We start from the raw sequence: 19717 nt of genomic DNA, 5'->3' as shown, positions 1-19717 counted from the left end.
ATGCCACCTATCACCTGGCGGCAAGCCGTCAATCAGTTCGCCATCCTGTTCGGCGAGCGATTCACCGCCGCCATCAGCTGAGATTTTTAACCGACCTCAGCACACGAAATTCCTGACACCTCCGCCGGCGCAAACAGATCCACCGTATCGTTTTCGTTGATCTGCGTATGCGGATAGTTCGACACCTTGCCGTTAGGCTCCCGCTTTATGCTGATACGGTGTTCATGGCCATTCGACAGTGCCGAGAGCGAATAATTACGGCGCACTTCTTCGCCGTCGATCGTCAAACGCACGCCAATGTACTGGCCGGGATGAAACGCCAGCGACTCGCCGTTGTCGTCAGGGCGCAGATAGAACGACGTGATTTCGTCGCTCTCACGCACCTTGCGCGCGACGCGGAACACACGCGCGCCGCGCCATCCGCCATCCGCCAGGCGCCGCTTCGCGCTGCGCGTAGACCTGCTCCTCCAGTCCGATCAGGAGGTCGGCGAGTTGCTGATAGGCGGCGCCCCATGCATCGATCACGGCGTCGGTCGCGATTTGTGCGCCGAGCTCTTCGCAAATAGAGCGCAGCAGGCACTGTCCGACGATCGGATAGTCCTCCGGCAGGATGTTCAGCGACACGTGCTTGTTGATGATCTGCGAGACGAGGCCGCCCAGCTGTTCGAGCTGATCGATATGGCGCGCATACATCAACACGCCGTTGGCCAGCGCCCGGGGCTGCACCCCGCTCGCCTGATTCGCCTGATTGAAGAGCGGGCGCACTTCCGGGTGTTCGCTCAGGAGCAAACCGTAAAAGTGCGTGGTCAGCGCTTCGCCTCCGCTTTCGAGCAGAGGGACGGTGGCTTTGACATTGGCGCGGTGTTCAACGGAAAGCATAATGAAGTTCCAGGTGGTGAGTGGTTATCGAGCTGACTCAGGTAAGACATCAATTCGTATCCACCATCCATGCGAGGTATCAAATGCCGTGAAATCAACGATCTGGATTTGCCAATGGTCCATTCGACCTTGGTCAAAAAGACTCCTAACGGAGTCCCTCTGACTGGGGACGCGGTGCTCGACGGGTTGACGCCGCTGATCCTCGACCTGTCGCGCGAGTTGACCGAGCGGGAGCGCTATCGTCGCCTGCTTCGCAGTCTGCCCATCTTCTTCCCAGGCGACGCAGCCGCTTTATTGCGTCTCGAAGGCGACACCCTGGTGCCGCTGGCAATCGACGGCTTGAGCAGCGATTTCTGGGGGCGGCGCTTTCGGGTCGGCGATCATCCGCGTTTCGAGCAACTCCTGTCACGGCCCGAGCCGACCCGCTTCGCGGCGGATTCGGATTTGCCGGACCCTTACGACGGCCTCGTCCATGGTATGGCCGGGCACCTCGAAGTGCACGACTGCCTCGGCTGTCCATTGTTCATTCGCGGTCAGCCTGGGGCTGCTCACGCTCGACGCACTCGACCCGGCGCGCTTCGACGCACTCGACATGGCGTCGCTGCGCGCGTTCGTCGGCCCTGCCGCCGCGACGGTGAGCGAGGTCGAGCGTATCGACACGCTGGCGCGCAGCGGCGAAGAGGCGCGCCAGCGCGCCGAAGCCTACCGCCAGGCGAGCAGTTTGAGCCGGCGCGAGCTGAACGGCAGCAGCGACGCGCATCACCACATGGTCAAGGAAATCGAGGTGGTCGCCGCAAGCGACCTGACCGTGCTGATTACCGGCGAGACCGGCGTCGGCAAGGAACTCGTGGCGAACGCAATCCATGCGCTGTCGCCGCGCGCCAATAAGTCGCTGGTAAGCCTGAACTGCGTGGCGTTGCCGGACACACTCGTCGAGAGCGAACTGTTCGGGCACGTGCGTGGCGCGTTTTCGGGCGGCTCGTCGGATCGACGCGGCAAATTCGAACTGGCCGACGGCGGGACGATTTTTCTCGACGAAGTTGGAGAGCTGCCGCTCGCCGTGCAGGCGAAGCTTTTGCGCGTTCTTCAGAACGGCCAGTTGCAACGAGTCGGTTCGGACAACGAACATAAAGTTAACGTGCGGCTGATTGCGCCACAAATCGTGATCTTGCCGAAAAGGTACGGTCGGGGACGGTTTCGCGCGGACTTCTACCATCGTCTGAGCGTCTACCCGCGGCGCATGCCGCCCTTGCGCGAGCGCGGCCGCGACGTATTACTGCTTGCGGGTTTCTTTCTGAAAGAGAACCGCTCGCGGCTTGGGCTGCTGAGTACGCGTCTCGCGGCGGTCGCGCAAGCGGCGTTGTTACGTTACCCGTGGCCGGGCAACGGGCACGAACTCGAACATCTGATTGGGCGCAGTGCGCTCAAGGCGTTGGCGGCCAGTCGCGAGCATCGTCGCATTTTGACGTTGAGTGCTGCGGACTTCGCGCTGTCGACGGCCCGCATGAAGAAAGAAATCAGCCGTCCGCAACGGCGCTGCAGAGCGTCTCGAAGGATTTTCGCAGCGCCGTCACGGAGTTCGAGCGGGGCGTCGTCGTGGACGCGCTTGCACGCCATCAGCAGAACTGGGCGGCGGTCGCGCGCGACCTCGGTCGCGATCGCGCCAATCTGAATCGTCTCGCCAAACGGCTCGGCCTCAAGTAGGCGAGCACATCCACCGGCAATCGGCGCACCCTCAGACGGTTTTCATACTGGCCTCGACGCCAGGCGTCCACCGCCGAGGCTAATCGTCAGCGCTGATTGTCAGGGTTGAGCGCAACGCGCCATCGGGCGCCTTAATCAAAACCAAACGCCCGATTCAAAAATGCAAACTTGGCGCAACGCAAGGTGTCGTTCATAGTAGGGCTCATGAAGCTCAACATGCGTATCTGGAGACTCCGCCTATGTCCGCCGCTGCAGAGAGACTCGACGACTGGCTCGACAAGGAGGCGGTGGCCGAAGACGACATCACGGCCTTTCCGCTGACGGCGCTGGCCGCCACGCTCGATCGCGAGGAAAGCGGCAATACCGTGCCGCCACTTTGGCACTGGCTGTACTTTCTTCCAGTGGCCCCGATGGCCGAGGTGGGCGCCGACGGTCATCCAAAGCGCGGCGGTTTCCTGCCGCCGGTGCCGCTGCCGCGACGCATGTGGGCGGGCGGTCGGCTGACCTTTCATGCGTCGCTCAAGGTGGGCGAGCACGCCACACGCACGTCGACCATCGTCAATATCGAGGACAAGACCGGCCGTTCGGGCCGCCTCGTGTTTGTCACGGTGCAGCACACAATCGAAGCGAATGGCGAATTGAAGATCGAAGAAGAGCACGACATCGTCTATCGCGACGCACCGCACGAAGGTGCCCGGCCGCAGTCGCCGCAGCGCGCGCCCGAAGGCGAAACGTGGCGCCGCATCATCGAGGCCGACGCCGTGATGCTGTTCCGCTATTCGGCGCTCACTTTCAACGGCCATCGCATTCACTACGATCACCCGTACGTCACACAGGTGGAAGGCTATCCCGGCCTGGTCGTTCACGGTCCGTTGATCGCTACGCTGCTGGTCGACCTCGTCCGTCGCGAACAACCCGACGCCAGGCTGCAAAGCTTCGCGTTCAGAGCGCTGCGTCCCACTTTCGCAGGCCAGCGTTTTACCGTGTGCGGGCAGCCTTCCGCCGACGGGAAAACCATCGACCTGTGGGCCAAAGACCACGAAGGCTATCTGACCATGCGCGCAACTGCTGCGCTTGCCTGACATCAACTGAGCGTCAACCCAGTGTCATTCAGCGTCGCCTGAACTCCACGAGATTCGACAATGCAAACCACGCAACAGGATTTTTTCCAGGACATTCGCGAAGCGGTGCGAGACCTATGCCAGCAGTTTTCCGGCGAGTACTTCCGCAAGATCGACGAAGCACGCGGTTATCCGGAAGAGTTTGTCGATGCACTGACCAAGGCAGGCTGGCTGGCCGCGCTGATTCCGCAGGACTTCGGCGGTTCGGGGCTGGGTCTCACCGAAGCTTCGGTCATCATGGAGGAGATCAATCGCGCCGGCGGCAATTCCGGCGCGTGCCACGGCCAGATGTACAACATGGGCACGCTTCTGCGCCACGGCTCTGAAGCGCAGAAGCGCAACTACCTGCCGAAAATCGCGAGCGGCGATTTGCGTTTGCAGTCTATGGGCGTGACCGAGCCGACTACCGGCACGGATACCACGAAGATCACGACCACCGCCGAGCGGCGCGGCGACCGCTATGTGATCAACGGCCAGAAGGTGTGGATCTCGCGCGTGCAGCACTCCGACCTGATGATCCTGCTCGCGCGCACCACGCCGCTAGCCGATGTGAAGAAGAAGTCCGAAGGCATGTCCATCTTTATCGTCGACTTGCGCGAAGCGATCGGGCACGGTCTCACGGTGCAGCCCATTGCGAACATGGTCAATCACGAGACCAACGAACTCTTCTTCGACAACCTGGAAATTCCGGCCGAGAACCTGATCGGCGAGGAAGGGCAGGGCTTCAGATATATCCTCGACGGTTTGAACGCGGAGCGCACGCTGATCGCGGCGGAATGTATCGGCGACGGCTACTGGTTTGTCGACAAGGTCACCGAGTACGCGAAAGAGCGGGTCGTGTTCGGTCGTCCGATCGGTCAGAACCAGGGCGTGCAGTTCCCAATCGCGCGCTCGTTCATCAACGTCGAAGCGGCGAGCCTCATGCGCTTTGAAGCCGCGCGCCGTTTCGATGCGCATCAACCGTGCGGCGCGCAGGCGAACATGGCGAAGCTGCTCGCGGCGGATGCATCATGGGAAGCCGCCAACGCATGCCTGCAATTCCATGGCGGCTTCGGCTTCGCGTGCGAATACGACGTCGAGCGCAAGTTCCGCGAAACGCGTCTGTACCAGGTCGCGCCGATTTCGACCAATCTGATTCTTTCGTACGTGGCCGAGCATCTTCTCGGACTGCCGCGTTCGTTCTGATCTTCTGGCTGATACACACATGAGACCACTCGACGGTATCAAGGTCATCACGCTTGAACAAGCGATCGCCGCGCCGTTTTGCACACGTCAGCTCGCCGATCTGGGCGCGCGCGTCATCAAGGTTGAACGACCCGGCGCCGGCGATTTCGCGCGCGGTTACGACGAGCGCGTGCATGGGCTTTCGTCGCATTTCGTGTGGACTAATCGCTCGAAGGAAAAGCTACGAGGCGTTGAGCAGGACATACCCGAAGCTGATCGTCTGCGACATTTCCGGCTATGGCGCCGACGGCCCCTATCGCGACAAGAAAGCCTACGACCTGCTGATTCAAAGCGAATCCGGTTTCCTGTCGATTACCGGTTCGGCGGGCGCGCCAGCCAAGGCCGGTTGCTCGATCGCGGATATCGCCGCTGGCATGTACGCGTATTCGAATATTCTGAGCGCGCTGCTGATGCGTGGACGCACCGGGCGCGGGTGCCGCATCGACGTGTCGATGCTGGAGAGCATGGTCGAGTGGATGGGTTACCCGCTCTACTATGCAATCGACGGTCAGTCGCCGCCCGCGCTGTCGGGTGCGGCGCACGCCACGATCTATCCATACGGGCCGTTTCCCGCTGGCGACGGCAAAACGGTGATGCTCGGCTTACAAAACGAACGCGAATGGAAACTGTTCTGCGAGCGTGTGCTCGGGCAGCCGGAACTCACCACCGATGATCGCTTCGCGTCGAACTCAAAACGCACGTCCGCGCGCGAGGCGTTGCGGGATGTGATCGTCGCGGCCTTTGCGAAGCTTAGTGCCGCGCAGGTCATCGAGCGGCTCGACAATGCGGGCATTGCCAACGCGCAGATGAACACACTCGGTGACGTGTGGGCGCATCCGCAACTGAAGGCGCGCGAGCGCTGGCAGGAAGTCGGCACCCCGGCGGGCGCGGTGCCGGCGCTATTGCCGCCGGGTCTGCCGACTGACTTCGCGCCGCGCATGGACCCGGTTCCGGGACTCGGCGAACACACTGAGGCAATCCTGCGCGAACTGGGCTACGACAGCGCGCGCATCGACGCACTCCGTGCGGCCGGTACGATCTGAACGGTCTTCCCGGGCTGGCGACTGAACGACGCCACGCGGCAATTCGAACGAACACGACACGATCTCCTTATGAACGATCATCCCAGTCTCACGCTCGCCACCTTCGCGGCACAACTCGATTTCGACGGCATCCCGCACGCGGTCGTCGAGCGCACGGTGAACCTGTACGTCGATTGGCTCGGTTCCGCATTGGCCGGCAAGGGTGCCCGGCCGGTCGAAACGATCGCGCGCTTCGCGCGCCAGGCCGGCGGCCTCGCGCAGCGCGGCCCGTGCGACGTGCTGATCGACCGCAGCCGCACCACACCGTATTTCGCAGCGATGGTCAATGGCGCCGCATCGCACTTCGCCGAACAGGACGACGTGCACAATGGTTCGGTGTTTCATCCCGCGACCGTCGTCTTTCCGGTCGCGCTGGCATTGGCCCAAGCCCACAACGCATCGGGACGCGACTTCATCGCGGCGGCGGTCGCCGGTTATGAAGTCGGCATTCGTATCGGCGAATTTCTCGGCCGCTCCCACTACAAGGTGTTTCACACCACCGGCACAGTGGGCACGGTCGCGGCGGCGGCCGCCGCCGGCAGGCTACTCGATTTGTCGCCCACGCAGATGCTCGACGCGTTCGGCTCCGCCGGTACGCAGGCGAGCGGTCTGTGGGAGTTCCTGCGCGACGCCGCGGACTCGAAGCAGTTGCACACCGCGATGGCCGCCGCGAACGGACTGATGGCAGCTCAGCTCGCCGCCGAAGGCTTCAGGGGCGCTACGCACATTCTGGAAGGCGCGCAGGGCATGGCGGCGGGCATGTCGAGCGACGCCGCTCCGGCGCGCCTCGTCGACCGGCTGGGCAGCCGTTGGGCGACGGCGGAGACTTCGTTCAAATATCATGCGGCGTGCCGTCATACGCATCCCGCCGCCGACGCGTTGCTTGCCGTGATGCAACAGCATGGTCTCGCTCCGGCAGATATCACAAGCGTCATCGCGCACGTGCATCAAGGCGCGCTCGATGTGCTCGGCGCGGTCGTTACGCCGCGCACCGTGCACCAGGCCAAGTTCAACATGGGCACGGTGCTCGGGCTGGTCGCGCATCACGGCTATGCGGGCGTGACCGAATTCGAGCAGGGCTTCGACGCGGATGCGATTGCCGCTTTCCGCGAGAAGGTTGCGATGGCCTACGACAGCGAGGTCGATGCCGCGTATCCCGTCCGCTGGATCGGCAAGGTGACGGTGACCACCACCGACGGACGTGTCTTGCACGGCCGCGTCGACGAACCGAAGGGCGACCCGGGCAATACGCTTTCGCGCGACGAGATTGCGAGCAAGCTGCATCGGCTAGCGGCGTTTTCCGGCGCAGCCACAGAAGGCGAGGCCGCGCAATTGCTTGGCGGCGCATGGCATATCGCGGAATGCGCGCAAGTCGGCTCGGTATTCGACGCAAGCTCGCACGCGGCGGTGCCTGCATGAACGCCGCGCTGCCTCGCTCCTATCTATTCGTGCCCGGCAACCGGCCGGAGCGCTTCGAAAAAGCGCACGCAGGCGGCGCGGACGCGGTGATTTTCGATCTCGAAGACGCGGTACAGCCCGACGAAAAACCCGCAGCGCGCGCGGCGGTGCTGGCTGCTGTGTCGGGGCGGACATTAGGGCGGGGATGGGTGCGCATCAACGGCTCGGACACGCCTTGGTTTGCCGACGACATCGCCGCGTTGTGCGCGCACCCCGGGGTTGCCGGAATCGTGTTGCCGAAGGCTGAGACGAGCGAGCAGATCGAGGCTGTGCTCGCGAATTCCCATTCCGCATTGAGCGTGTTGCCGATCGTCGAGACCGCGCGCGGCTTTGCAAACCTCGCGCTGTTGTGCAATGCGTCGCACGTGCAGCGCATCGTGTTCGGCACGCTCGACTTCCAGATCGATCTCGGGATCGACGGCGACGGTGAGGAACTGCATTTGTTCCGCTCGCAGATCGTGCTGGCATCGCGACTCGCGGGGATCGGGGCACCCGTGGATGGTGTATCGACCACCATCACGGATACCGATGCAATCGAGGCCGACGCGCGCCGGGGCCGGCGCTTCGGCTTCGGCGGCAAGCTGTGCATTCATCCAGCGCAGATCGATGCGGTGCACCGCGCGTATGCATGGAGCGACGCGGAACGGGCGTGGGCGCGGCGGGTGCTGTCGGCGGTGCGAGCCAGCCAAGGCGCGGCGGTCGCTGTGGACGGCAAGATGGTGGATATGCCGGTGATTCTTCGAGCCCGCAAGATCGCTTCAGACTGAGAAGCCCGTTACGCGGCGCGTGGTGGCATCGGCGAGCCGACGGCGGGCAAGACGGCGCAGTGCATTTTCATGCATTGCGCCGTTTTTGCTGCTTGCTCGCGTGATGATGCGGCTCTTAAGCGCAACGAAACATCGGCTTCCAATAATGCCAATTCCCTCGTCAGGCGGGCTGTCGCACTCTTATGGTCATACACCATGACGTGACACGGCATAGCAAGGCTCGGCGACCGCGAGTCTTGTCATCCGGACGCTCGCATGAAAGCCGCGCATTCCAGAAAGCGGCCATGCAGAACTTGCTTTGCGCAAGCGGCCCGACCGCGCGCATTTTATGAGGAGACACAATTGGCAACAGTAACCGTCAATTCCGGTGCGCGGCTTGACCGCTTGCCCATTACCCGTTTCCACTGGAATATTCTTGGTCTCATCGGTGCGGGCGCTTTCCTCGACGCATTCGACATCTATCTCGCCAACGGCGCTCTCGCGGCGATGGTCAAGAGCGGCTTTACCGATTTGCGGCTCGGCTCGTTTTTCATCTCCGCTACCTTCATGGGCATGATGATCGGCGCGGGCCTGGCAGGCTATCTCGGCGACCATTTCGGCAGGCGTTATTCGTATCAGGCGAACTTGGCGATTTTCGGTATCGCGTCGATCGCCGCTTGCTTTGCACCTGACATCTACTGGCTGATCCTGCTGCGCTTCATCATGGGGGTGGGCCTGGGCGCAGAACTGGTGGTAGCGGCCGGCACGTTGTGCGAGTTCGTGCCGCCGGCCACGCGCGGACGCTGGACGGCGCTCCTCGCGTTGATCATCAATTCCGGTCTGCTTGGCGCGACGGCGATCGGCTACTGGGTCATCCCGCATCTCGTCTGGCGCTACATGTTCGCGATAGCGGGTATTGGCGCGCTGGTCGTGTGGTTCCTGCGGCATCGGATGCCAGAATCGCCGCGTTGGCTCGAGACGGTCGGACGGCTCGAAGAGGCAGAGGCCACGGTGTCGGCAATCGAGCGGCAAGTCGAGGCGCGGGTCGGCACGCTGCCGCCGGTCGCGCGGGTCGTTAGTCACGAGGCGCCGGCTGCGCCGTTCCGGGCGTTGTTCGCGCGCGGCATGATTGGCCGGACGGTGGTAGCGGCATTGACCTGCATGGCAATCAATATGTCGCTGTACGGGTTCGTCGCATGGCTGCCGACATTCTTCGTCAAGGGAGGGGTTGACGATCGTCCAGTCGCTCGGATTTGTATTGCTGATGTCGTTCGGCGCGCCGGCTGGCGCAGTGGTCGGCTACCTGGTGGCCGACCGGTTGGGGCGTCGCAATGGGATCGTGTTGTTTTCGCTCATGACAGTATTGCTCGGCTTCGTGTACGTGCACATGCGTGCGCCCACGGCGATTTCGGTGGTCGGATTCGCATTGGTGACGGCGATCTATACGGTCTGCACCTTGGGGTTGTTCGGCTATATCCCAGAGCTGTTTCCGACCGCGTATCGGCTGCGCGGAACGGGCGTGGCCGGCACTTGTGGACGCGCGGCTTCGATGTCCACACCTTATGTCGCGCTGTTGCTCTATTCGCAGTTCGGCGTCACCGGTGTGCTGGCGATGGTTGGCGGCGTGTTGCTTTTGCTGAGCGTCGCTATCCTGGCGCTGCGGATCGAGACGAGTCAGCTGACGCTGGAGGATATCTCGCCTGAAGCCGATGTCGCGCCACATCGCGAGTTGATGGAGCAGTCTGCCCAGATCAGCGGTGGGTGGGCACGACCCGTTGACTGAGACGATCGATCACATGCGTTGCGCCGCGTTGCGCTCCGCGGCGTCAAACGTCTGCAGTACGGCGATGTCGCCGGCTGTTCCGTGTAGCTTGTGCATTGACGCCTGGCACCGGCAAGTGAATCTCACGACCGACTTTCCGTGCTTGCGCGCCACCGCTCATTTTGCGCGACACGGTAGGCGTGCCATTCTCCGATCATCTTCGACGCAAAGGTCGGTTGCGGCAGGTTGGCCAGCGCGGCGGCGATCTGCCGTGCTTCGTCGGAGTCATCGTCGATGGGCTGCTTGCCGCGCATCACGAGCTGCGGCTGATCGCAAAGCGCTCTTCTGACTGGTCCCAGCATCTACGCCAGGGTCTCCCAAAAACGTTTGCATCGGCCACAAGCGCGGACCGCCTCACGCCGACCGAGCACGCCGCGCCGTGCAATCCGTTTTTTGCAATCAGTGCGCCTCGCCCGGTTAAGATTGTCGTTTGTCCCGCCGGCGCCGATCGGCACTGAACTGGCGCGTCATCTTTGGCCTTCATCATGCATTTCGATTTCGTGGATTTGCGCTTGCTCCTCCATATCGCCGATACACAGAATCTCGCGCGTGCGGCGGAGCGCACGCATCTGTCGGCGCCGGCCGCCAGCAATCGGGTCAAGAACCTCGAGGAGCGACTCGGTTTCAAACTGCTGTATCGCACTAGCCAGGGTGTAACGCTGACGCCCGCCGGCGAAGCGTTCGTGCATCATGCGCGGCTCGTGCTCGAACGCGTCGAGCATCTGGCGGCCGACATGCAGGAGTACGGTGAAGGCATCAAGGGACATGTGCGCATCTGGGCCAACACGACCGCGATCAGCGAGTTCATGCCAGCCGTGCTGAGCCATTTTCTGCGCGACCACCCCGACGTGAACATCGACCTGCGCGAGGTGTTGAGCGGCGAAATCGTCAAAGGCGTGGCGGACAGCGCGACGGACATCGGCATCGTTGCAGGCAATGTGCACGCGGAGCATCTGCAAATGCTGCCGTACCGCGACGACCGTTTGATGTTGGTGACATCATGCGATCATCCGCTCGCCCAACAGCCGTCGGTCGATTTCGCGCAACTGCTCGACGCGAACTTCGTGAGTCTGCCCACGTCCAGCGCGATTCACGCATTCATCATGAGCGCCGCCGATGTCCTCGGCGCGCGTTTGAAGCTGCGCATCCAGGTCGGCAACTTCGAGGCTGCGTGCCGGATGATCGAAGCGGGCGTCGGCATAGGGATCGTGCCGGAGTCAGTCGCACTGCGGCACACCAAGACAATGCAGATCGCGATCGTGGGTTTGAATGATCCATGGGCCGAGCGCAAGCTCAAGATATGCGTGCGGAATCTCAAGGACTTGCCCCCGTTCGCGCGTGTGCTGGTTGACCGGTTGATGGCGGGGGTTTGAGGCCCGCGCAAGCTTGGGCTCACTCACCGGCCCTCGTTGCTAAGTCTCGGGATACGATCAGTTTTGGCCCTTGGAGTTTCTTTTCGGAAACATCAGGCGCGTTTGGACCGTGGTGTGCAACGCTTTACCCGCACTTGCCGCCGCAAAAACGCGAGTGTATAGTTTCCGAACTTACTCTTGTTTCGCATCGGAAATCATGGGGGTCTTCATGGACGCTTCCACTATCCTCGCCGATCTCGGCATCGGCCACACGGCGCAAGCCGGCGATCTCGCGGTTCATTCGCCCATCACCGGCGATCTCATCGGCCGCGTAGCCGTCAACACGGTGGCGGAAGTCGATACGGCCCTCGCTCAGGCGAAACAGGCCTACACCGCCTGGCGCGACGTGCCCGCGCCGCGCCGCGGCGAACTCGTGCGGCTGCTCGGCAACCGTCTGCGCGACAGGAAGCATGCGCTCGGTAGCCTCATCACGCTGGAAACCGGCAAAATCCTGCAGGAAGGCATGGGCGAAGTGCAGGAAATGATCGACATCTGCGATTTCGCCGTCGGCCTGTCTCGCCAGCTGTACGGCCTGACGATCGCGTCCGAGCGTCCGGGTCACCGGATGGCGGAGACGTGGCACCCGATGGGCACCTGCGTCGTGATCTCGGCGTTCAACTTTCCCGCGGCGGTGTGGTCGTGGAACGCGGCGCTCGCGCTGGTGTGCGGCAACGCGGTCATCTGGAAGCCGTCCGAAAAGACGCCGCTGACCGCGCTCGCCGTCAATCAGATCCTCAGCGATGCACTCGAGGAATTCGGTGACGCGCCGGCCGGGCTGAGCGCGTTGATCATCGGCGGACGTGATGTGGGCGCGAAGCTGGTGGCCGATCCACGTGCGTCGATCGTGAGCGCGACGGGCAGCACGGAAATGGGCCGCACGGTCGGCGTCGAAGTGGCCAAGCGCTTCGGACGCTCGCTGCTCGAACTGGGCGGCAACAATGCCGGCATCGTCACGCCAACCGCCGACCATGAACTTGCGATGCGCGGCATCCTGTTTTCTGCCGTAGGCACGGCGGGGCAGCGTTGCACGTCGCTGCGGCGTCTGTTCGTGCACGAAAGCGTGTATGACAAGACCATCGAACGTCTGAAGCAGCTGTACAGCAAGGTGCCGATCGGCAACCCGCTCGAAAAAGGCACGCTGATGGGGCCGCTGATCGACAAGCAATCGTATGCACGCATGCAGGAGGCGTTGCAGCAGGCTACCGCTGAGGGCGGCAAGGTGTTCGGCGGCGAGCGCGTCGACGTGAAGGGTTATGAGAACGGTTACTACGTGCGCCCGGCGATCGTCGAAATGCCCACACAGACCTCCATCGTGCTGAAAGAAACCTTCGCGCCGATTCTCTACGTGTTGCGGTATACGAATTTCGCCGACGCGGTCCAGGCGAACAACGCGGCGGCTCACGGTCTGTCTTCGTGCGTGTTCACTACGGATCTGCGCGAGGCGGAACGCTTCGTGTCCGACGCGGGCAGCGACTGCGGGATCGCCAACGTCAACATCGGGCCTAGCGGCGCCGAAATCGGCGGCGCATTCGGCGGCGAAAAGGAAACCGGCGGCGGCCGGGAGTCGGGGTCGGACGCGTGGAAGGCCTACATGCGCCGCGCCACCAACACGGTCAACTATTCGTCGGCATTGCCGCTCGCGCAGGGCATCGACTTCAATATCGGTTAAGCGCTTCGCGCGATGCGTGTAGCGGCCGCGCAATCGTGCGCGGTCACGCCTGCCTTTGGCCGTTGCGGGCTCGCAGCGGCTGCGGGTTCAACAAACCGTTTGCGATGCCCGACGTTTTCAAGCGGCCGCACTACTCGTGGAGTAAGACGTGAGTTCCAAAGTCGTGATCGTCGGCGGTGGGGTGATCGGCAGCTCGATTGCGTATTTCTTGCGGCTGTCTGATCCGACAGTCGACGTCACGGTGATCGAACGCGATCCGAGCTATGCGCGTTCGTCGTCGGCATTGTCGGCGGCGTCGATCCGTCAGCAATTCTCTACGCCGTTGTCGATTCAGATGTCGCTGTTCGGCATCGAGTTTTTGCGCTCGATCGGCGAGCGGCTCGAAGTGGACGGCGCTCGGCCGTCGATTGATCTTCACGAAGGCGGCTACCTGTTTCTCGCGACGCCCGCTGGCGAGCCCACGTTGCGCGAGAATCACGCACTGCAAAAAAGACTCGGCGCCGACATCAGTCTGCTCGACAAGAACGCACTGCAAGCGCGCTTCCCCTGGCTCAATACGGAAGACCTGGTTGCCGGCGCGTATGGCGAAAGCGGCGAGGGATGGTTCGACGGGTACGGTCTGGTGCAGGCGCTACGCAAGAAAGCGCAGGCACTCGGCGCGCGCTATCTCGCCGCCGATGTCACGGCGCTCCAACGCGACGGCCAACGCATCACCCACGTGCAGACCGCTGACGGCGAAAGCTATGCCTGCGACGTGGTCGTGAACGCGGCCGGCGCATGGTCGCGCAGGGTCGCGCAGATGGTCGGCATCGACCTGCCTGTCTACGCGCGGCGCCGCAGCATCTTCAACGTCACGTCGCCGGCGCGGCTCGAACGATGTCCGCTACTGATCGACCCCAGCGGCGTGTACTTTCGCCCTGAGGGCAACTCGTTCATTTGCGGCACGTCACCGGCGGCGGATCGCGACCCCGACGATCTGCCGCTCGACGAGGTCGATCACGCGCTCTTCGACGACGTGATCTGGCCGACGCTCGCGCATCGCGTGCCGCAGTTCGAAGCGTTGCGCGTGCAGAATTGCTGGTCTGGCTACTACGAATACAACGTGCTGGATCAGAACGCGATCATTGGCTATCACCCTGACGTGGCGAACTGCATTTTCGCCAACGGCTTCAGCGGGCACGGTCTGCAACAGGGGCCGGCGACCGGACGGGGCGTCAGCGAGCTGATCCTGCATGGCCGCTATACCACCCTCGATCTTGGCTCGCTGAGCTTTGCGCGCGTAATCGAAAACCGGCCGATCGTGGAGAAGAACGTGGTGTAGCCGCGCGGCAGGCGATGGGCAAACGCCATCGACACCGGTCGGCGCCCTGCGTCGGTTGCACGACGGTTGCACCCCGGGTGACGTATTCGTTAAAAGTGGTCGTTGCATCAGGACCTTGCGACGCGATCACTGAGCTTATCCACAGGCTTTCGCACAGATTCTGTGGACAACTGTGCGCCGGGCGCGCCGCTTTCAAGCCGGCATTCAGGCACGATTTGTGAATGGGGCTAACCTCGGAGCTTCGGCAAAGCCGGAACTGCGTCATAAGTTCGAGTCCCATTCCCCGTCATCCTTCGTCACCTTGCGCCGTGCCGACCAGTACGGCGACCGATTGTAGTACTCGTGCACGGACTTGCCCCATGGAATGTCCGCCATCGAAGGCCAGTTGTCCTTGTCGAAGCCGGGCGCGTTTTTGATCCGCTCGGCCGGTGCGTCGAGGACGAAGCATCGGTCGTCCGTATCTAGCGTGAGGGCGCTCCACGGAATCGCGTGCAGCCTGCTGCCCACGCCGAGAAAGCCGCCGCTCGCCAACACTGCGTAAGCGATCCGTCCGCTACGCACGTCGAGCATGATGTCGGAAATTTTGCCGACCTCTTCGCCGTCGGATGACATCACCCGGTTGCCGTCGAGCGTGGAGGCCGCCATCACGTCCGGACCGGGACCGTCGCCCACACCCATTCCCACGATGTCCGCACATTGCTCGCCAGTGGGTGCCGGGTCTTGCGGATCGAGCGTAGTCATGACGTGCTCCTTGGAAAAACCGTACAGGGACTGCGCGCAATCCCTATGCCCAAGTCCGCCGCGTCCACGCGCCCGCGTCCCCGCCCAATGCCATATCGCCGGTTTTCTCGTCACCGCCCTGATTTGATTAATCATCCGGGCGATACCTGGATCTGGAGGAGACACGTGAGACTCGGACCGACGACTTCATCTAGCTGTTGCTCGGGGCCGGCATCGGCGGCGGCATCGCCGTCGACGGCGACTGCCTGCGGGGCGTGGCCGGCAATGCGGGCGATATCGGCGTCATGCCGGTGCCCGCCAACCGCCTGCCATCGGCGCCGCAGCCGGCCGGGCAATGGGACATCCTGCTGGCGCGCGCGTCGCTCAATGCGCTCGCACGGCATCTGCGCTACCGCGGCGAGACGGTCGAAACGCGCGCCGATCTCGAAGCCTGTGTCGCGCGCCGTCTGCCGGCTGTCGACGAATGGATCGACGATTGCGTCGAAGCGCTCGCCCCCGCACGGCGCTCCATGCTGTGCGTGCTCGGCGTTCCGGTGGTGGTTCTCGATGCCGATGTGGACGCCGGGCTGACCGACACGCTGACGAAGCGTCTTGCCGCCGCCGGTGCGATCAGTGGCAGGCCGGTGCCTGCGTATCTTGCCGAACCCGGTGTGCGGCCAGGTAGCGCCACCGAGACCTTCGTCGCATTGAAAGCGGAAGGCGAGAACTGGCGTTGGTCAGGCGTGCCGTTTTTTCTGCGCACCGGCAAACGACTTGCGGGCCGCGTGGCCGAAATCGTCGTCAGCTTCCGTGCGGTGCCCCATTCGGCGCTGGGCGCGATGGCCTTGCGCCGAGGTTCGAACCGCTTGACGATCCGCCTGCAACCGGACGAATCGATCCGGCTCAGCGCCCTTGCCAAAGAGCCGGGCCTCGGGATGAACCTGCGCGGCGTCTACCTCGATCTCGCCTTTGATCAATTCTTCCAGCAGGACCGGATCGAAGCGTATCAACGCCTGCTGCTCGACGTGATCGCGGGACGGCTCGCCCTGTTCGTGCGGCGCGAAGAACAGGAAGCCGCGTGGCGCTGGGTCGCACCGGTCATGGACGAATGGGCCAAACCCGAATCCGCCCCGAAGCCTTACGCCGTCGGCACCTGTGACCGGCCGCGGCCAAGATCGCACGCAGCCCGATATGCACTGTCACGGAGGATGTCCCGTGTGCTACGTCGGTCGACCAATTTGCACTAGTAGTTTGTGAAGAAATTAGCCCAGCTCCGTTGAGTCAGGGCGTATTTGCCGGGCGTGCAGCACGGAATTCGCTGACACGCTCGGCATTTGAGCGAGCGGCCGGCCGGCAAAACGGCCGGCCGATTCCCAACGGTGCGCAATAGCAAGGCCGGTACGTTCGGTCTCGAAGCGAATCTGCCCGGCAATGCCGACAACCCGCTAGCCGGTCATTCGCAATCCGGCGTCTATGCCGCCATTCAACACTCGTTTAAACGCAGGCGGGTAACGGGGGGCGCGGCAGCTTCCACCGCAATCGGTGCGCGGTTGGAAGGGGCTGTCGCCCAATCGTCACGCGTGTGGCGGCCGACGCCTACCGCAACGCGAGCCCTTCAACGGCGACAGAGAGCGCGCCGAATGGGGCGGCTCGGCAGGGCAGTCGTCTCATTTGGTGCATTTGGTGCGCTTGGTCTCGAACGGCCGGACTGCCGTGGGGTGACAGCAACGCGTTCTACACCGCGGGAAAGTGGCTTGCAGCGGGAAACACGGTGGGGCGGGATCGTGTTGCCGGAGGTTTGACGAGGGCGTGGCGGGAGGGAGTTGCGCTTGCCCTGCGGGGTGCAGGGCAAGCGCTGCCGCCAGGTCTTTAGCGGTCGAGGAACGACTTCAGTCGATCGGCACGGCTCGGATGCATCAGCTTGCGCATTGCCTTGCTTTCTATCTGACGAATCCGCTCGCGCGTGACGTCAAACTGCTTCCCGACTTCTTCGAGCGTATGGTCCGACTTCGTGTTGATGCCATAGCGCATGCGCAGCACCTTCGCTTCACGCGGGGACAGCGAGTCGAGCGCGTCGTCGATGGCGGCGCGCAAGTCGGCTTGCATCGCGGCATCGGCTGGCGAGGAAGCCGCCGAATCTTCGATCATGTCGCCGAGCGTGGCGTCGCCGTCGTCGCCGACCGGCGTTTCCATCGACACCGGCTGCTTGGCGATCTTCAGGATTCCGCGCACTTTCTCTTCCGAGAGTTCCATGCGCTCGGCAAGCACTGACGGATGCGCTTCCTGGCCGGTCTGCTGCAGGATCTCGCGGGAAATGCGGTTGAGCTTGTTGATCGTTTCGATCATATGCACCGGCACGCGAATCGTGCGAGCCTGATCGGCGAGCGAACGCGTCACGGCCTGGCGGACCCACCACGTCGCATACGTCGAAAACTTCCAGCCGCGCCGGTATTCGAACTTGTCCACGGCCTTCATCAAGCCGATATTGCCTTCCTGAATCAGGTCGAGGAACAGCATGCCGCGGTTCACGTATTTCTTCGCGATCGAGATCACGAGACGCAGATTCGCCTCGATCATCTCGCTCTTGGCCTTGCGCATCTTCGATTCCGCCGCGACCATCTGGCGGTTGATCTCTTTCAGATGCTTCAGCGGCAGGGAAACCGTCGCTTCGATTTCGATCAGCTTCTGCTGTTCGGATTGAATGGCAGGCAGATGACGCTCCAGCGCCGCACTGTAACTGGTGTTGCCGCGCGCTGCGCGTTCCGTCCAGCCGAGGTCGGCTTCGTGGCCGGCAAACGACTCGATGAACTTCTCGCGCGGCATACCGCTCTTCGAAACGACGATTTGCAGAATGTTGCGCTCGATCGCACGCACTTGCGCGACCTGGTGCTGGACGTCGCCGCACAGGCGGTCGATCGTGCGCGCAGTGAAGCGGATCTTCGCGAGCTGCTGCTGGATCTCTTCACGTGCCCGCAAATACGCTTTCGACGTGACGTCGCCGCGCGTGTGCGATGCGTTCATCTGATCGGACAGCATGCCGACCTGCGCGAAAATTTCGAGGCAGTCGCTCGTGAGCTGCTTCAGGCGCGCTTCGTCCGCCGCCGACGAATCGGCCGGCCCGACGTCGTCGTCGCTATCGCTGTCGTCGTCTTCCTGGGTGTCCGTGTCCACATCGGCGGTAACCGCGTCGGTACTCGCATCTTCTTCCGCCGCGACCGTCTCTTCGTTCAGACCGTCGACCACTTCGTCGATGCGCAGTTCGCCGTCGGCGACCTGCTGGGCGCTCGCCAGAATCGCGGAGATCGCGAGCGGACAAGCGGCAATGGCCTGCACCATTTCGTGAAGACCGTCTTCGATACGCTTGGCAATCGCAATTTCGCCCGCGCGCGTCAGCAGTTCGGTCGCGCCCATTTCACGCATGTACATGCGCACGGGGTCGGTCGTGCGGCCGAATTCGGAGTCGACCGTCGACAGTGCGACTTCGGTTTCCTCGTCTGCCTGATCGTCCGACACCACCGCGGGGGCGTTCGAATTGAGTAGCAGCGTTTCGGCGTCGGGTGCCTGTTCGTATACCTGCACGCCCATGTCTCCGAACGCGCTGACAATGCTGTCGATCGCCGCGGTCTGCGCGAAGTTGTCGGGCAGGTGGTCGTTGATCTGCGCGTGGGTCAGGTAGCCTTGCTCCTTGCCCAGCTGAATCAGCGCGCGCATCTGGCGCTGGCGTTCTTCGGCTTGTTGCGGCAGCAATTCGGCCGCAACGGGGATCGCTTTGCCGGCGCCCTTGCCCTTGGCCGCACGGCCGGAGGGGGCTTTGCCGCTGTAGCCGGCGGTTTCGTGTTGCGAATCTTCGCGATCGAAAGGGTTCACGTATTCTCCTCTAGAGGCTTCGCTATGAGACGCAAGACGCGACCGTCAGGCGTTTCGAGCATGGCTCAACATCACCTGAGTGACTCAACGCGGTTGTTTGGCTATGCTCTCGGGGAGCAAAAAAGATGAGCCCGCTTGAAGCGGGCCGATAGAAAATTGCGAAATTCGCGCGGCTCGCATTATATACGAGCTTGCGTCTTCGCGCTCATGGGGGCACACCAATAAATCGTGCTTGTTTGTCGCGGCTGGGTTTGCTGCCCGCTGGTAGCTCGGCGGCGCCTCTTGACGACGCATCGATATGCGGTTTTGCTGGCTGCACTGTCCTCACTATACAGAGGAACTCCTTCGTCTTCACCCGATGGGATCCGTTGCCTTGTTCGCACGTGCGCGATCCGTTGCTTGCGGCGCACATGTTCCGTTCGGTTCTGCGCTGGGCGCGCAAAGAAATTCCCGGACGGGGGTTGACGGGTCGCAGGCCGTTCTCCATAATCTCGCTTCTCCGCTGCAGATGCAGCGACGCAGAACGGAACGCAGTGCCGGGTAGTTGAAGCAGGCGCTGCGCCACGTAAAGCGAATGATCTTTAAAAACTAACAGCCGATAAGTGTGGGCGCTTGATGCGCGATGCGGTGGGCGGGTTCCGAGGAATCTGCCTGCAGGCAAAAGTATCAAGTCTCACACAGTAATGAAAGAA

The 19717-nt window shown here is 62.8% G+C and carries 11 protein-coding genes and 5 pseudogenes; 12 read left to right on the top strand and 4 right to left on the bottom strand.

Going from position 1 to position 19717, the window contains the following annotated elements; genetic code table 11:
* Positions 1–122: 122 nt before the first annotated feature.
* A pseudogene (locus ABQJ48_RS36405) lies at positions 123–879 on the bottom strand (globin domain-containing protein); the annotation flags it as partial.
* 472 nt (positions 880–1351) lie between these two features.
* Between ABQJ48_RS36405 and ABQJ48_RS36400 the strand changes: the two are divergent.
* From ABQJ48_RS36400 to ABQJ48_RS36370, 7 genes and pseudogenes are all read left to right on the top strand, one after another.
* Complete coding sequence (locus tag ABQJ48_RS36400; protein ID WP_473094243.1) at positions 1352–2551, top strand: sigma 54-interacting transcriptional regulator; 1200 nt, start codon at positions 1352–1354, stop codon at positions 2549–2551.
* Positions 2552–2822: 271 nt separating this feature from the next.
* On the top strand, positions 2823–3665 hold the full coding sequence (locus tag ABQJ48_RS36395; RefSeq protein ID WP_367842728.1) for an HTD2 family dehydratase: 843 nt from the start codon (positions 2823–2825) through the stop codon (positions 3663–3665).
* Between the two features lie 60 nt (positions 3666–3725).
* Entirely contained in the window at positions 3726–4889 is a 1164-nt protein-coding gene (locus ABQJ48_RS36390) for an acyl-CoA dehydrogenase family protein (RefSeq protein ID WP_367842727.1), read from the top strand.
* Between the two features lie 19 nt (positions 4890–4908).
* Positions 4909–5971, top strand: a pseudogene (locus ABQJ48_RS36385) (CaiB/BaiF CoA transferase family protein).
* Positions 5972–6040: 69 nt separating this feature from the next.
* A complete protein-coding gene (locus ABQJ48_RS36380; protein WP_367842726.1) occupies positions 6041–7429 on the top strand; it encodes an MmgE/PrpD family protein in 1389 nt (462 codons plus the stop codon).
* A complete protein-coding gene (locus tag ABQJ48_RS36375) occupies positions 7426–8235 on the top strand; it encodes an HpcH/HpaI aldolase/citrate lyase family protein (protein WP_367842725.1) in 810 nt (269 codons plus the stop codon). The genes ABQJ48_RS36380 and ABQJ48_RS36375 overlap by 4 nt, the downstream gene beginning before the upstream one ends.
* Positions 8236–8577: 342 nt before the next feature.
* Positions 8578–9997: pseudogene (locus tag ABQJ48_RS36370) on the top strand (MFS transporter).
* Positions 9998–10119: 122 nt separating this feature from the next.
* Here ABQJ48_RS36370 and ABQJ48_RS36365 read toward each other — a convergent pair.
* Complete coding sequence (locus ABQJ48_RS36365) at positions 10120–10290, bottom strand: hypothetical protein (RefSeq protein ID WP_367842724.1); 171 nt, start codon at positions 10288–10290, stop codon at positions 10120–10122.
* Between the two features lie 231 nt (positions 10291–10521).
* Here ABQJ48_RS36365 and ABQJ48_RS36360 point away from each other — a divergent pair, with 231 nt between their 5' ends.
* From ABQJ48_RS36360 to ABQJ48_RS36350, 3 genes are all read left to right on the top strand, one after another.
* Complete coding sequence (locus tag ABQJ48_RS36360; protein WP_367842723.1) at positions 10522–11409, top strand: LysR family transcriptional regulator; 888 nt, start codon at positions 10522–10524, stop codon at positions 11407–11409.
* A gap of 208 nt (positions 11410–11617) precedes the next feature.
* Positions 11618–13117, top strand: coding sequence for an L-piperidine-6-carboxylate dehydrogenase (amaB, locus tag ABQJ48_RS36355; protein ID WP_367842722.1), 1500 nt, complete (start codon positions 11618–11620; stop codon positions 13115–13117).
* Positions 13118–13265: 148 nt separating this feature from the next.
* A complete protein-coding gene (locus ABQJ48_RS36350) occupies positions 13266–14438 on the top strand; it encodes an NAD(P)/FAD-dependent oxidoreductase (protein WP_367842721.1) in 1173 nt (390 codons plus the stop codon).
* Positions 14439–14699: 261 nt separating this feature from the next.
* On the opposite strand, the gene ABQJ48_RS36345 is transcribed toward ABQJ48_RS36350, so the two are convergent.
* Complete coding sequence (locus ABQJ48_RS36345) at positions 14700–15179, bottom strand: PRC-barrel domain-containing protein (protein WP_367842720.1); 480 nt, start codon at positions 15177–15179, stop codon at positions 14700–14702.
* A gap of 194 nt (positions 15180–15373) precedes the next feature.
* On the opposite strand from ABQJ48_RS36345, the pseudogene ABQJ48_RS37980 reads away from it, so the two are divergent.
* Positions 15374–16312, top strand: a pseudogene (locus ABQJ48_RS37980) (ROK family protein); the annotation flags it as partial.
* Positions 16313–16534: 222 nt separating this feature from the next.
* Positions 16535–16654, top strand: a pseudogene (locus ABQJ48_RS36330) (porin); the annotation flags it as partial.
* A 373-nt stretch (positions 16655–17027) separates the two neighbouring features.
* On the opposite strand, the gene rpoD reads toward ABQJ48_RS36330, so the two are convergent.
* Complete coding sequence (gene rpoD / locus ABQJ48_RS36325; protein WP_367842719.1) at positions 17028–19025, bottom strand: RNA polymerase sigma factor RpoD; 1998 nt, start codon at positions 19023–19025, stop codon at positions 17028–17030.
* Positions 19026–19717: the final 692 nt, after the last annotated feature.

The organism is Paraburkholderia suaedae (assembly GCF_040812055.1).
GTDB lineage: Bacteria > Pseudomonadota > Gammaproteobacteria > Burkholderiales > Burkholderiaceae > Paraburkholderia.
The sequence above is the reverse complement of the archived record's forward strand: the minus strand, read 5'-3'. Positions and strand labels throughout refer to the sequence as shown.